This window comes from Streptomyces dysideae, from assembly GCF_001514305.1.
Classification (GTDB): Bacteria; Actinomycetota; Actinomycetes; order Streptomycetales; family Streptomycetaceae; genus Streptomyces; species Streptomyces dysideae.
The window spans coordinates 202,662-217,292 of record NZ_KQ949087.1 but is presented as its reverse complement, the minus strand read 5'-3'; the positions used below and the strand labels follow the sequence as shown (position 1 = coordinate 217,292).

Annotated in this window: 14 protein-coding genes; all 14 read left to right on the top strand. The window is 70.3% G+C overall.

The window, feature by feature from the left end:
* Window positions 1–449: 449 nt before the first annotated feature.
* The 14 genes from AQJ91_RS53690 (at window position 450) to AQJ91_RS21810 (ending at window position 14,572) form a co-directional block, all read left to right on the top strand.
* Entirely contained in the window at window positions 450–683 is a 234-nt protein-coding gene (locus AQJ91_RS53690) for a hypothetical protein (RefSeq protein WP_159054620.1), read from the top strand.
* Window positions 684–979: 296 nt separating this feature from the next.
* On the top strand, window positions 980–1,531 hold the full coding sequence (locus tag AQJ91_RS21870) for a hypothetical protein (protein ID WP_234382733.1): 552 nt from the start codon (window positions 980–982) through the stop codon (window positions 1,529–1,531).
* 218 nt (window positions 1,532–1,749) lie between these two features.
* Window positions 1,750–2,313 carry an SAF domain-containing protein gene (locus AQJ91_RS21865; RefSeq protein ID WP_234382730.1) on the top strand — a complete coding sequence of 188 codons (564 nt, stop codon included), beginning with the start codon at window positions 1,750–1,752 and terminating at the stop codon, window positions 2,311–2,313.
* Window positions 2,310–3,131: a MinD/ParA family ATP-binding protein gene (locus tag AQJ91_RS21860; protein ID WP_067024294.1), complete on the top strand. Its 822-nt coding sequence runs from the start codon at window positions 2,310–2,312 to the stop codon at window positions 3,129–3,131. Before AQJ91_RS21865 ends, AQJ91_RS21860 begins: the two co-directional genes overlap by 4 nt.
* Window positions 3,128–4,483 (top strand): TadA family conjugal transfer-associated ATPase, encoded by a 1,356-nt coding sequence (locus tag AQJ91_RS21855; protein WP_067024291.1) that lies wholly within the window; start codon window positions 3,128–3,130, stop codon window positions 4,481–4,483. The genes AQJ91_RS21860 and AQJ91_RS21855 overlap by 4 nt, the downstream gene beginning before the upstream one ends.
* 38 nt (window positions 4,484–4,521) lie before the next feature.
* Window positions 4,522–5,403, top strand: coding sequence for a type II secretion system F family protein (locus tag AQJ91_RS21850; protein WP_324618017.1), 882 nt, complete (start codon window positions 4,522–4,524; stop codon window positions 5,401–5,403).
* Window positions 5,403–6,299 carry a type II secretion system F family protein gene (locus AQJ91_RS21845; RefSeq protein WP_199847993.1) on the top strand — a complete coding sequence of 299 codons (897 nt, stop codon included), beginning with the start codon at window positions 5,403–5,405 and terminating at the stop codon, window positions 6,297–6,299. Before AQJ91_RS21850 ends, AQJ91_RS21845 begins: the two co-directional genes overlap by 1 nt.
* A 59-nt stretch (window positions 6,300–6,358) precedes the next feature.
* Entirely contained in the window at window positions 6,359–6,559 is a 201-nt protein-coding gene (locus AQJ91_RS21840; protein ID WP_067024281.1) for a hypothetical protein, read from the top strand.
* Between the two features lie 3 nt (window positions 6,560–6,562).
* On the top strand, window positions 6,563–6,970 hold the full coding sequence (locus tag AQJ91_RS21835; RefSeq protein ID WP_067024277.1) for a TadE/TadG family type IV pilus assembly protein: 408 nt from the start codon (window positions 6,563–6,565) through the stop codon (window positions 6,968–6,970).
* Window positions 6,967–7,395, top strand: coding sequence for a TadE family protein (locus AQJ91_RS21830; protein ID WP_067024274.1), 429 nt, complete (start codon window positions 6,967–6,969; stop codon window positions 7,393–7,395). The genes AQJ91_RS21835 and AQJ91_RS21830 overlap by 4 nt, the downstream gene beginning before the upstream one ends.
* A complete protein-coding gene (locus AQJ91_RS21825; protein WP_067024272.1) occupies window positions 7,392–7,835 on the top strand; it encodes a pilus assembly protein TadG-related protein in 444 nt (147 codons plus the stop codon). Before AQJ91_RS21830 ends, AQJ91_RS21825 begins: the two co-directional genes overlap by 4 nt.
* 38 nt (window positions 7,836–7,873) lie before the next feature.
* Window positions 7,874–10,705, top strand: a complete 2,832-nt coding sequence (locus tag AQJ91_RS21820) for a BTAD domain-containing putative transcriptional regulator (RefSeq protein ID WP_067024270.1) — start codon at window positions 7,874–7,876, stop codon at window positions 10,703–10,705.
* 875 nt (window positions 10,706–11,580) lie between these two features.
* Window positions 11,581–12,663 carry an AAA family ATPase gene (locus tag AQJ91_RS21815; protein WP_199847992.1) on the top strand — a complete coding sequence of 361 codons (1,083 nt, stop codon included), beginning with the start codon at window positions 11,581–11,583 and terminating at the stop codon, window positions 12,661–12,663.
* An 88-nt stretch (window positions 12,664–12,751) separates the two neighbouring features.
* A complete protein-coding gene (locus tag AQJ91_RS21810) occupies window positions 12,752–14,572 on the top strand; it encodes a hypothetical protein (protein ID WP_067024263.1) in 1,821 nt (606 codons plus the stop codon).
* The last annotated feature ends 59 nt before the right edge of the window (window positions 14,573–14,631 follow it).

The following is a 14,631-nucleotide window of genomic DNA, read 5'->3' as shown; positions in this document are numbered from 1 at the left end:
TGTGGTCCAGGCTCTGCAACGGGACTGAAACAGGCTGGAATTGATCGCTCCGATTGCGATTGATCCCCGCCCGGCGGGGTAATTCCAGTCGCATTCAGCTACCAAGAGTTGCTATATATTTACGTTGAGTGATGGGGGTTGTGGTGAAGAACGGACACGGTGGCCTGATGCCGCTGGCTGCGCTGGTGTTCCTCCTGACAGCTACTGCGTGCACGTCAGCCGATGGTGCTCCGTCGCCTTCGGCGACACCCGCTTCGAGCCGATCCGCGGCCGAGGCTGCTCCGCGTTCTGGAAGTAAGGCGGTAGCGGCCTACCGTGCGATGTGGGATGACGTGGTGGTCGCGTCTCGGACTTCGGATCCTGAGCATCCGCAGCTGGATGATCACGCGCAGGGCGGGGCGCTGCAACTACTCCGGCACATGATGCGGGAGAGCGAGGAGGACGGCGTCGTGAGCAGGGGGCAGCCGAAGTTCGCGCCCGTGGTCACGAAGGTCGGGGCTTCCACGGTCGTCATCCAGGACTGCGCCGACGGCTCGAAGTGGCTTCAGTACACCAGGGACGGCTCGCTCGAGGATGACGTGCCCGGTGGGCATCACCGCGTCGACGCGACGGTCGGCAAGCACGGTGACCTGTGGATGGTCGAGTCGCTGTACATCGGCGAGGTGGGGACGTGCGTCGAGTGATCCGCAGCGGCGTAGTTCCCCCGATCGCGCTCCTCCTCGCTGTCGCAGGGACTGGCCTGTCCACCTCACCGAAGGCGTCAGCGGATGACGTATTCGGCAGCGGCGCTGCGGTGAGGTGCGTGGGCAAGGGATGCGATCTCAAGGCTTCTCGTGCCAGTCCATCGCGGCGCTTCAGCGGGGCAGCTCCCGCACCTCGGAGTGGTGGTGGCGTCCGTGGAAGTGGGCGTGGGGGTGGTGGGCCTGCCGGACCGCCGACGGTGGTGTCGGACGGATGGGAGTACGGCCTCGGGAACGGGATGGGCATTCTGCCGCGGTTCGAAGGAGAGCAGGGCAAGAAGGGACGCGGTGACGCGGACGGGCAGCAGATTTCCGTGGCGGAGGTGGCTCGACAAGCCGTCGAGCGAATGGAACTGCCAGACCCGGTCATTCGCACGAGCCCCGATGAGAACTTCGTTCAGGTCGTACACGTGCCGACGTGGATGTGGGTGGAGAAGAACAGCTGGGGGCCGGTTACGGAGACGGTGAAGGTCCCCGGAGTGCAGGTGACCGCGACAGCGCGGCCGCGTCTGGCGGTGTGGTCGATGGGGGATGGGTCGACGGTCTCGTGCACGGGGCCGGGGACGCCGTACTCCGCGAAGCACCGGCCGGACACGGAGTCCCCGGACTGTGGTCATACGTACCGAAGAGCCTCACTGGCCGAGCCCGACAAGACGTTCACCGTGTCTGTGCGGGTGACATGGGATGTGGAATGGCGCGGTGGTGGACAGTCCGGAGTGGTGCCCGGACTGGTGATAGGCGCGCAGCGCCAGCTTGTGGTGGATGAGGTGCACGCCGTCGTCGTGCGGTGACGGCGTTGGTTGGGAGTCGGCTCGTCGAGACAGGGCGGGCGCGGACCAGTCGGATTTTCTTTTCTGCGAGGTGATTTGTGGGTACATCCATGTCTTCTCCGCCCGCAAAAGGGATCGGTTTGCCGGGTGCGCGCAAGGCGGGACCGGAGCAACGGCCGTCGGCCGTCGCCAGCGGTGTGAGGCGCAGACCGGGCTGGCTGTGGGGTGGGATCGGTGCCGTGCTGGTGTCAGCTGTCGGCTTCACCCTGATCGCGACGGAGCTGGGCGGCCGTACGGACGTACTGGTGCTCGCCCGAGACGTACCTGCCGGGCATGTGCTGACCGCTGGTGATCTGCGCTCCGTGGAGGTGGCAGCCGAGGCAGGGGTGGTGTCGGCGGCCGACCGGGCGCGGGTGCTGGGACGGCAGGCCAGGGTGCCTTTGGTGGCTGGGTCACTGCTGGCGATGGGGCAGATCGGAGAGCGGGCGGACTTTCCGCCTTCCGGGTGGTCGCAGGTGTCGCTCGCGGTCGAGACGGGTGGTGCTCCGCCGGAGCTTGCACGCGGGGAACGCGTTGCTGTGCTCCCGGGCCCGTCCTCCGACGGTGGTTTTGCTGAGAAGGATGCAGAGGGGAAGGCTCCGGCTGCCGTGGTCGGGACCGTGACCGGTGTGAAGGCTCCGGAGTCCGCGAGCGGTGTGCGGGTGGTGACGGTGCTGGTGGAGACCGGGGCGGTGCGCCGGGCCGCCGCGTTCGAGCACCCGCGCATCGTTGTGCTTCCGGCCGTAGGGCGTGAGGCACCGTGAGGCGGCTGATTGCGTTGGGCTCGCTCGCGGGCGCCCCGGGGGTGACGACGACCGCGCTGGCATTGGCCGCTGCATGGCCGCAGGAAGCGGACGGTGGCGTACGGCCGGTCGTCGTAGAAGCGAACGTTTGGGGCGGTGATCTCGCCACTCGGTGCGGCGCACCGCACACGCCCGGCCTGCTGGATGTCGCCGCCGCGGCCCGGCAGCCCCAGCCCGGGTCGCTGCTGGGGGCAGTTGCCGAACTGCCCTTCGGCGTACGGGCGGTTGTGGCACCCGCTGGCCGGGGTGCGTGCGGCGAGGCTGTACGGGTATTGGCTGCCGAGAGCGGGCGGCGAGTCCTGAGGGGAGAGGCCGGCGACCGGGGCGCGGTTCTCCTGGACGTCGGGAGGATCGGCGCGGACGGCGAAGGGCTGCTGAGCGCGGTCGATCACGTGATGCTGGTGACGCGCGGCTGTCCAGAGGCGCTGACCCATGTCTACGCGCACCTCCTGGACGTCGACGAAGAGGCCCGGCAGATCGCTCTCGTCGTGGTCGGGCCGTGCCCGTTCCCGTCGGAGGAGATCACTCAGGCGCTCGGCATTCAGGACGTGGTCTTCCTGCCGTGGGATGTGAGGACCGTGGCCGCGATGCGTAGCCATCGGCGGATCACCCTGCGCACTTCCGGCTTCCGCATGCGGCCCTTGATGGCGGCGGCGCATCTTCTCGCCCGGCAGATCAGCGGAGCCGACGGGCCGGCGGGGGTGCCTGAGCGTGCCGGAGTGGTCAGGCAGATGCGGGCGGCGCTGGTGGAGGCCCGGGGCGAGGGGAGCGGCGTATGAGCGGAGTAGGTGTGTCCGCAGGTGCGGTGCCGGGCCAGATCGGAGGGCATGAGCGGGAGCTGGCGGATGTGGTCCGGCAGCGCGTGGTGGCCCGGCTTGCGGCGTACGCCGGTGAGCGAGAGGCGGCCGGGCTTCCGCCGGAGGACGAGACGGCGCGGCGGGCGACGGTGAAGCGCCTGCTGGGCGAGGAACTCGGCACTCAGTGGCGTCGAACCGTGAGCGAAGGCGGCCAGGCACTCGACCCGTGGGCCGAGCAGCGGATCACTCAGGCGGTGGAGGACGCGCTGTTCGGCACAGGAGGACTGGAGCGGCTCCTCGCTGACGAAAGCCTGGAGAACATCTGCGTCAATGGCTGCGACGTGGTGTGGGTCAAGGACGCACACGGGCAGTGGCATCGTCGGCCACCGGTGGCTGCCTCGGATGCCGAACTCGTGGAATTGGTCCGCACGCTCGCGGCGAGCGTGGATGGCGAGGAGCGGCGATTCGACCGCGGTATGCCGCGTCTGAATCTTCAACTGCCGGATGGTTCTCGACTGTTCGCGGTGATGGCGGTGACTGGTCGGGTGTCGTTGACGATCCGGCGGCATCGCTTTCCTGCCACGTCGATGGCCGAGCTCGTGCGGCTGGGGGTGTGTGACCCGCAGTTGGGCGCGTTCCTCGCGGCGCTGGTGCGGGCCCGGAAGAACATCGTCATCGGTGGCGGCACCAACGTCGGCAAGACCACGGTGCTCCGGGCGTTCGCCAGCGAGATCCCGCCCACCGAGCGGCTGGTGACCATCGAGGACACCTTCGAGCTGGGACTGGACGCGGACACGCAGGCACATCCGAACGTCGTGGCCATGCAGGCCCGTGAGCCGAACATCGAGGGCCAGGGCGGCATCGACCAGGCTGAGCTCGTGCGCTGGGGGCTGCGTATGTCTCCGGACCGGGTGATCGTCGGGGAGATCCGCGGGGCCGAGGTAATCCCGATGTGCAACGCCATGTCCCAGGGCAACGACGGCTCTTTGTCCACCATTCACGCCTCCACCTCGCGAGGCGTGTTCACCAAGCTCGCCTCGTACGCCGCCCAGGCCCCCGAGCGACTGTCGCTGGAGGCGACGAACCTGCTCGTGGCCTCCGCCGTGCACTTCGTCGTCCACCTCGGCTGGGACGCCAACGGCCAACGGGTGGTCGGCTCCGTGCGCGAGGTCATCGACGCGGACGGGGCTCAAGTCGTCTCCAACGAGGTCTACCGGCCAGGCCCGGACGGGCGAGCCGAGCCCGCCGCCCCTGTGCGCGCCGAGACACTCCAGGACCTGATGGCGGCTGGCCTGGATTCGCAGGCGGTCGTCTTCCCTCGCTGGGGAGCGTGAGGGGTATGGCATTCATGAACGGCTCGCTGACGGCGGTCGTGGCGGTGCTCGGGGCGATCTTCGGGCTCGGCCTCGTCACGATCGTCTACGGCGCTGTGCGGTGCCCGGACGGCGAGGAACGGGCCGGCATCGGGCGGCGCCTCACGGAGCGCCTGCCCGGGAGCTGGACCAAGCGACGCGTGACCGTTGCAGTGGTGACCGGGATCGCGACGGGGGCGCTGACCGCATGGCCGGTGGCGGCTGTGCTCACCACGGCTGCGCTGCTCACCCTGCCCGGGCTGCTTGGCCCGGACGGGCAGGCCGCACGGCGTACGGAGCGGATGGAAGCCCTGGCCACCTGGACGGAAATGCTCCGCGACACGCTGTCCGCCGCCGCAGGCCTGGAGCAGGCGATCCTCGCCACCGCGGACATCGCCCCCACCGCGCTGGAACAGGAGCTCGGCAGTCTTGCCGCGTCGGTGCGTGCCGGACGCCCGCTGCCTGCGGCGCTGCGGGCCTTCGCCGAGGAAGCGGACGATCCGCTGGCGGACGTGGTGGTGGCCGCGCTCGTGATGGCGGCTGAGCAGCAGGGGAGTCAGCTTGGTCCGCTGCTTGGTGAGTTGGCGGAATCGGTGCGCGAGCAGGTGGCGATGCGTCAGCGCATCGACGCCGGGCGGGCCAGCATCCGTACCGGCGTCCGGGTCACGGTGACCGTCACGCTCGGGATGGCGGTGGGGCTGTTGGTCTTCAACCGGTCCTACCTGGATCCCTTCGACACGCTTGCCGGGCAGGTGGTCCTGGCCGTGGTGGGCGCGATGTTCGCGACCGCTTTCACTTGGCTGACTGCGATCGGCCGTATCGACGAAGCCGTACGTCTGATGAGCCCTGCGACTTCCCACGGTCCCGTGGGTGCAGGCGTCGCGTCGGGAGGTACACGGTGATCACTGTCCTGGTGCTGGGAGCCTTGTTCGGGGCGGCCCTGACCGCCCTGGTCTACGGACTCCGCCCGCCGCGGCCCGCCCTCGCCGACGTACTGGCCGCGCTCAACGCTCCACCACCCCCGTCGGTGTCCGTGCCGGAGGCCGAAGGTGAGGAATGGGCGACTCGACTTAGCCGACGATTCGTTCCGTTGGTGCGGGCGCTCGGCTTCCCCACCGCTTCCCTGCGCGCGGACCTCGCCGTGTGTGGGCAGGACGTCGACAGACACCTTGCGGGCAAGGCGACCTGTGCGATGGCCGGACTGGCGACACCGTGGCTGGCGGTGGCGCTGATTCGCCTCGGTGCGGGGATGGACTCGGGATGGTGGGTGCCGGTGAGCGGCTCGCTGGCGCTCGCCGTGGTGCTGTTCTTCGCCCCCGATCTCACGGTACGCAGGGACGCGGCCCAGCGGCGCCGCGAGATGCGGCACACCCTCAGCCTCGTCCTGGACCTCACCGTGATCGCGCTCGCCGGTGGGGCCGGAGTCCAGCAGGCCCTCAACCATGCTGTCCACGCGCCGGCAGGGTGGGCGGCCGGGAAACTGCGCCACGCTCTGCACGTCGCCCAGCTGACCCGCACCAGCCCCTGGACGCACCTCGGCGACCTCGGGCGGCAGTTGGCCGTGAGTGACCTGACGGAGCTTGCCGCCACCCTCAACCTGGCCGGCGCAGAAGGCGCCAAAGTCCGCGGATCGCTCGCGGCGAAGGCCAGGGCGATGCGCCGCCGCCGTATCTCCGAGGCCGACGGAGCGGCCCAGGCCGCCACCGAGCAGATGTCCCTGCCGGTGGTCGTGCTCTTCGCCGCCTTCCTGCTGCTGATCGGCTACCCAGCCCTCGCCCATGTGCTGACGGCCACCTGATGTCCGCCTCGGTTCATGTAGCTCACCTCTCACACGACACCGATCGGAGAACGATCCGTATGTTCCGCACGCGCTTGGACCACCTGATCGCCGCCGCGCGCACGCATCTCGCACGCGTAGGGCACGCCGCCCGCAGCGACGCGGGTTACACGACGGAGACGGTCGTGGTCACGGCACTGCTCGCGCTCCTCGGCCTGACGGTCGTCGGCGTCATCGTCGCCAAGGTCGCTGCCCGGGCCAACGGCATCGACCTCGGATAGGCCATGCCGTATGTCTCGAGCGGGCTTCGTGATGACCGCGGCGCGGCGACCACCCAGCTGGTGTTGGTCGTTCCGGCGGTGCTGCTGATGATGTTGCTGATCGTGCAGTTCGCGCTTGCCTGGCACGCCCAGCACATCGCGCAGTACACCGCTGAACGTGCCCTGGCCGCCGCCCGCGTGAAGAACGCGACGGCTGCCGACGGGCAGGCTCAGGCCCGGACCAGCCTTGCCCAGCTCGGCGGCCGCGTCCTCGCCTCCCCGTCCGTGACCGTACGCCGTACGGCGGCACAGGCGACCGTGACGGTGCGGGGAGCCGTGATGCCGGTGGTCCCCGGTCTCGACCTGCACGCCACTGGCGTGGCCTCCGGTGCCGTCGAACGACTCACCACCCCGCAGGGAGCGACACCATGACAAGCCGCCCAGAGCGGTGGGCCTCGGATCGCGGGTCGGCGGCGGTCGAGCTGGTACTGGTTACTCCACTGCTCATCATGGTGTTGCTGACCGTTGTCGCGCTCGGGCGCCTCTCGGACGCGAGGCTTGTGGTGGCGGACGCGGCCCACCAGGCTGCTCGCGCCGCTTCCCTGGCCCGCACGGAAACCCGTGCCCGTTCCGACGCTCGGCGGGCGGCACGCGAGACGCTGCAGGCGGCGCGCAGCGCCTGTGTGCGCCCCCAGGTCACGGTCGACACCGGCAGCCTGACACCGGGCGCCAGCACATCAGCCACCGTGACCTGCACCGCTGATCTTCGAGACCTCACGATCATCCCCATGCCCGGGAGCGTGAAGGTGGCTGACACCGCCCACTCGCCCGTTGACCGTTTTCGGAGCGCACCATGAGCCCGCTGACTCGCCTGAGATCTGCTTGGGGCCGTACTGCGGGAGGCGACGACCGCGGACAGATCACCGCGTTCGTCGTCGGCACCGTGCTGGCCCTGTGGCTGTTCGCCGGGATCGTCGTGGACGGCGGGCTGGCGCTGGCCAGCAAGGCCCGTGCCCTGGACACGGCTCAGGAGGCCGCCCGCACCGGCGCGCAGCAGTTGGACATCGGGCGCCTGCGCCATGCGGACGACGTTCGGCTGATGGGTGAGAAGGCCACCGCTATGGCGCGGGCGTATGTCGCCTCCACGGGCGACAGCGGTACGGCGACGGCGCACGGAGACAAGGTGACGGTACGCGTCACCCACCATCAGCGGGCGCAGATCCTGCAGCTCATCGGCGTACGAACCCTGACCGTCACCGCGTCCGCCACCGCTCAGGCCGAGCGCGTGACCCCGTAATCGTCACGCGCTCGGGGCAAGGAAAGGACCACCCGGGGATGACGTCCTATTACTCCGCCCGCGCACGGGTGCGTGCTGCGGCCACTGCGGCGGGCACGGGCCTGATCACGCTCGCCCTGCTGGTCGGCATGCCATGGGTGCTGTGGGCGGCGGCCGGTGTGCCCTGGCCCCAGCAGGTCTCCTCGTGGGGGGACCTGCTGGACCGGATCGCGGAGCCCGTCAGCGATCCGCTGATGATCGAGCTGCTGGCGTTGTTCGGCTGGGTGTGCTGGAGCGCGGTCGCCGGTTCGGTGGTCCGGGAGGTCGCCTGGTACGCGACGCATCTGCCGCAGCTGATGCGCGACCGGGGCGTGCACGCCGAGCATGTGGCCACGCTGCCAGTGAAGAGATCGTTGGCGGCGCTGTGCGTCGGCACGCTCGTCGTGGCTCTGCTCGGTCTGTGGCGGCCCCACGTCGCGAGCGCTCAGCAGCCAACAGATATCGGTGAGTTGAGAGCGCGGGTAGCTGCGACGGCCCCATTGCACCCTGCGTCGGCCTTGACGGCCGCATCCCTGAAGGCCGGGGTCGACAACGCTCGAGTACCACCTCCAGCAGAGGCGACCGAGGAACAGCGGCACATCGAGTACACGGTGGTGGAAGGCGACACGCTGTGGGACATCGCGGCAACGCACCTGGGGGATCCCGTGAAATGGCCGCGGATCTACAAGCTGAACAAGAACCGCCTCCAGCCCGACGGCGGACGGCTGACCGACCCGGATCTGATCAGGCCCGGTTGGCAGCTGACTGTCCCTGTCGCCGGCACTGCCGCGCCTCCTCCTGCACGGCCGACTGTGCCCGCACCCTCCGTCCCTGAGACGCCGGAGACCCCGGACAAGCCCGAGGCTCACGGCGACGACGAACGGCACGCCGCTCATCACGACGCGCAGAAGGAGGACGTAGCCCAAGGACATGGAAACGCGCAACGTCACACTGAACGAGGGCCCGTCGCGGTCAGCGTGGGTGAGGCGAGTCTGATCGGTATCACCACCGCGGCTGGGCTGCTGGCCGCACTGCGCTACGTTCGCGTGCACCGCAACCGCTCACGCGAGCCGGGCACGGACGTGCACGGGCCGGAGCTGAGTCCGGTGGTTGAGAGAGCCACATGGGCGGCGCGAGAAGCCGCGCTGCCGCGCACGTCAGCGGATCCAGACACGTTGCTCACCCGGCGTATCCCGCCCGAACAACCTCAGCCCGACCCAGTGGTGACCATCGGCCACACAGGCGATACGGAGACGGCCCTCAACGCCTTGGCCTACGACGGAGGCTGCGACTGGAGCGGTCCCGGAGCCGAGGCGGCTGCCCGCGCCATGCTGTGCGGCATCCTCACCGCCGCCGAACGCCAACGCCCTGAGCAGCCCCTTCTACGGGCCGTTGTGCCACAGGAGTTGACTGATCGTCTGCTGCCTGGACTTCCCTCCCAGTTCACGGCCCTGACCCAGGCAACCGACACCGCCCATGCCATCAGACTGGCCGAAGAGCATCTGATCGCCCATGCGCGTCAGCGGCAGCAGACTCAGGAACCCGGGCTGGAATCGGTGCTTGCGGCGCTTGATGGCGATCACGAAGTGCAGCCGAGCGCCGCGCCCGGCACCCTGCTCCTCCTCGCGACGCCGGAGTCGGCTCACATCGGGCAGTTCGAGGCGCTGGCTAGGCGTACCGACCCCGACGTCCTGCTGGTCCTCACCCTTAACGCTGCGTTGCCCGGCGCCGCCCGATGGCACATTGCCGCCGACGGCACCACGACCCTGCCGACAGGGACCCCCTCACGAGCCACAGGAGCGTCACGGACGGAAGAACTGCGCCTGTTCCAGCTCACCGCCCAAGCCGCACGGGACATCATCGAAGTCGTCCTCGCCGCTCACGGACAACGCCCCCGGTTGCGCGTCATCCCCGCCGAACGCACCGAGACGGTCGCACCGTCCACCGGGGATTCGGCCGAGGCCGACGAGGAGAACGAAGCCGAACCTGCCACTCCCTTGCCTCGGCCGCACCCTGCCGAACCGCGGCGGTCCGAGCAGCGCAAGCCGATCCGTCTGCACGTCCTGGGGCCCGTCACCCTCTACGCGCGGGGAAGCGACGATCCTGTGGGCGTCAACCTACGCGCGGAAGTGCGGGAATTCCTGGCTCTGCTGGCCGCTCACCCAGCGGGACTGCTGGCCGCCGACATCGCCCAGAACCTGCGCCTGGACGGTGACAGTGAGCAGAACGCGCGCGAGCTGAAGAACCTGCGCCGTGCTGTACGACGCGCCTTGCGAGCGGCGACTGGAATTACCCAACAGGAATTCATCCTGCTCCAGGGAGAGCTGCATAAACTCCATCCCGAGCTTGTGGAAACAGACCTCGCTGATTTCACCGCAGCTCTGAATCGGATCGCGGTAACTGACGACCCGAGCACGCAGCTGGCCTCCGTACGCGAGGCCCTCCGCCGCTACCGCGGAGGTTTCGCCCACGGCGGTGACCACCTGTGGGCCGACGGCATCCGCGAACACCTCGCCACCAAAGCAGCCGACGCCGTCATGCGCCTGGCTCACCACGCCGAACACACCGCCGACACACACCAAACCGACGCGGCCCTCACCGCGCTGGAGCACGTCATCGCGCTCCACCCCGACCACGAGCAGCTGTACCAGCACGCCATTCGCCTCTACCAGGCCGCCGGCCGCCAGGACGCCGCGCGGCACACCTACACACGCCTCGAGCGGCACCTGGCCGACCTCGGCCTCGAACCCGAACCAGCCACCCAGGCCCTGATCGCACCCAGGACCCACGCCAGAAAACCCGGTAAGGAGCAGCTCACCGCCCCTGCGCGCCTCATCGACCGGCGTGCATGACTCGATGACGTCCACCCCGTCGCATCCGGTGTCGTCTCTGGCATCGCTTCCACGTGCGCGCTTGGAAACGACACCCCCGCCCGGCCGTCCTCGCAGGCCAGGGGGCCTGCGAGCCACACACGGGCGAGGGCGACTGTATATCAGTGCAGCAACGTATCCCGATCTACTGACAGCCGTCGCCCAGGCCCCGCGCATTCCGCACGGATTCCCGTGCCCGGCCAGTCCAGACGTACTGCGTGAATCTTTTGATCCGTCAGTTCGCTTCCAAGGAACCTGATACGGGCCTGGCCCCGGCCGGCCCGGCCCCCGCACTCAGGAGGTGCGGCAGCACACAGGCGCAGCAGGCGGTGCCGCACTGCCGGGGGCGTGCCGGAGGCCGCCTATTCGCGCATGTACTCGATTTGCCGAAATGCCGACACGTGCAGGGCGCCTGGGAATCGGTCGTGCAGGTCACGGGCCACGACGCCTTGCGTCGCACCTTCGGGAAAAGCCCTGAAAAACGGTCGTGAATTCACGAGAATTCCAGCATTATCAAGCCGAAATGCGGCTTCAGGTGGTGTGCGGGTCGAGCTATATTTGAATTGTTCCCGGGAGGGCCGGGAAAAAGAAAACCGCCGATGGGGTCCGCCCGAAAACGGATTACGGGTGGAGTGCGCCCAAAAGGGCGGCCAATTTCGAATTCAGATACGGCGACCCTGTTGCCCGGTGAAAGGACTTTCTCGATGACGAGCATCGCCACGCCTGCGCCCGCCTCCCCGCCTTCGGCCCCCGCAGGGCAGCAGTCCGCCTCCGCACCGCCGAGCACCCCTACGACGCCTGCGGGCCCTGCGCCCGGTACGGGCGCCAAGGCGCGCCCGGGCGAGTTGCGCGCGAGGATCGCCCAGGTGCTGGCGGCGAGTCCGGGAACGGTCTTCACGGTCACGGAGCTGGCGCGAAGGCTGGGGCATTCGGGCGGGGCGGTCGGCAACGCGTGCGAGACGCTGGTGTGCCGGGGCGAGGCGGAGCGGTCTGGTTCCAAACCTCGTACGTACCGGGCGACTTCGGCGACGGCCGCAGCAGCCCAGCACGCCGCACCGCCCCCTCAGCCCGCCTCGGGCGGCACACCCCAGGCGCCGCGCCAGACCTCCCAGCAGGCGCCTTCGGCCCCGCCGCCGGGCGGGCGGCCGGTGCCGATCGTCCGCCCGAACGGGCAGAAGTACCACCCCCGGGCGCTGGCGCAGCTGCCGGATGTGGAGGCGCTGCGGCGGCTGCGGGAGGCGCAGGTGGCGGTTTTGCTGTACGGACCGCCGGGGACGGGGAAGACCTCGCTGATCGAGGCCGCTTTCCCCGATCTGATCACGGTGGCGGGGGACGGGGACACCACGGTCGGCGACCTGATCGGGGAGTACACCCAGGACGCGAACGGCGGCTACGAGTTCGTCTACGGGCCGCTGGTGACCGCCATGCAGGAAGGCCGCGCCCTTCTCCTGGACGACGCCACGCTGATCTCCCCGAAGGTGCTGGCCGCCCTGTACCCGGCGATGGACGGGCGCAGGCAGATCCAGGTCAAGGCACACAAGGGTGAGACGATCACGGCCGCCGACGGCTTCTACGTGATCGCCGGACACAACCCGGGCGTTCACGGGGCGGTCCTCACCGAAGCCCTCGCCTCCCGGTTCAGCGTGCAGATCCAGGTCGGCTCCGACTACGACTTGGCCGCCTCGCTGAAGATCAACCGGACGGCGGTGCGGATCGCCCGCAACCTCGCCACCCTCCAGCAGGCGGGCGATGTCGGATGGGCGCCCCAGCTACGGGAACTGATCGCTTTTCAGAAGATCGCCGATGTGCTCGGCGCCGAGACGGCCTTCGCCAACCTGGTCGGCATCGCCCCCTTGGAAGACCGGGACACGGTCGCCGAGATCGTCACCAAGGCGATCGGCCGCCCGGTCACCGCCCTGGCCCTGGGCCGCCAGCTCTAACCGCCCCGCCCGGGCCCAGCCGAGCGCCGGGCCCGGGCCGCCAACCCACCCCACCACCGCCCCCTCCTGGAAGGGACCCGTATCCGCCATGCCCACGCACGCCCAGGCCCACGTCCAGCACACCCCGCCCGCCCTGTCCGAAACCGAACAGGCCCTGGCCCGCTGGGAGGACGACGGCGGCCCCGCCTTCGAACCCCGGCCCGGGCCACAGGCCGGACAGTGGCTGCGCATCGCCGCCGCCCTGACTGAACGCCTCCCGGAACTCGCCGAACGCGAGGACGTGATCGTCACCTGCGAGCACGGCACCCGCTCCGGCGCCCCCGCCGCCTTCTTCCCCGCCACGGCCCAACTGGAGATCGACGCCGCCCTGTTCGCCCCGCTGAACCCGGCCACCATCGACCCCACCCAGGTGGGCGACGAGGAGAACTACCCGGTCGCCTGGGGCGCCCTCACCCACGAGGCCGCACACGCCGCCCACAGCCGCTGGATGACCCCGCTCCCGCTACGCGGCACCGCCGTCGATACGGCAGCCCAGCTGCTGGAAGAGTCCCGCGCCGAACACGCCCACCTCGGCCGCCGCCCCGGTGACCGGCGGTACCTGCGGGCCGCCATCCACACCCTGGTCCTGGAGGACTTCACCAGCCAGACCCCCACCGACCGGTGGCAGGCCGCAGCGGCGGCCGGGCTGATCCTCGCCCGCCGGGACGCCGGAATCCTCGACGAGGACGAGACCGACGCGCTGGAGAACACCGTCACCGCCATCCTCGGCCCCGACCTCCTCGACACCCTCACGGCGATCTGGACCGCCGCCCACGCCACCGCCGATGAGGACGAACAGGCCATGCTGGAGCACGCCCGGGCCTGGTGCCAGGCACTCAGCACCGACCCCTCCGGCCCGGAACCGACCCCGGACCCCACCGCCGGACACCAAGGCGAGCTGGCCGAGGCGATCGGCAAGGTCCTCGGTGCGGTGGCCGCGAACGAGGCCGCACAGGCCGCAGCCCAGGCACGCGTCGCAGCCGCCCAAACGGCCCGGACGCGGGCGAAGGCCGCCCAGGCCGCCCACGCGCGGCAGGCCGCGCAGACGGCCGAGAAGGTCTTCGCGCCCGGCGGACGCCCCTACACCCCCGGCAAGGCGACCAAGAGCAGGGGCCGCTCCCCGGTGACCGGCACCCGCCCGCCCACCCGCGCCGAGAAGACGGCGGCCGGGCAGCTCGCCCGCGCACTTCGGGCCGCCGCCTACCGGGAACGCACCACCACGGTCACCGCCTCGGCGGCCCCGCCGGGACGCCTGAACATGCGCCAAGCCCTTGCCCGCGACGCGCAGAAGGCCGCAGGCGCGATCCCGACGGCGACCCCCTGGGTGCACACGGTGCACCGGGCAGGCCCGACCCCGCCGTTGCGGGTGGGCATCGCGGTGGACGTCTCCGGCTCCATGAGCGTCGCCGCCGCACCGATCGCCTCGGCCGCCTGGATCGTGGCCAAGGCCGCCGCCCTCACCGACCCGGACTCCTGCAGCGCGACCGTCGCCTACGACCGGTCGATCACCGCGATCACCGCACCGGGCCGCGCTCCCGCCCGCGTCACCGAGTTCGACGCCAGCGGAATGGGCCACAGCCTCGCCGAGGCCATCGACGCCCTGGAGGCGGGAGCAGGTCTCACCCAACCCGGGACAGGCCGCCTGCTGGTGATCGCCTCCGACGGCTGCTACCACCCCGACGAATCCGACCTGGCGGCCGGACGCATCGCCGCCCTACGCGCCACCGGGTGCGCGGTGCTGTGGCTCGCCTTCGACCCCGACCCCCGCCCCCTGCCCGGCGCCACCCTCCTGGAACTCGCCGACCCCGCCCAGGCCGCCGCCGCGATCGGCAAGGCCGCCACCGCCGCCCTGGCCGCCACCAACCCCTGACACACCCGGTGCCGCCCCGGCTCGCCTGGGGCGGCACCCGCCGACCGGACACCGAGCCG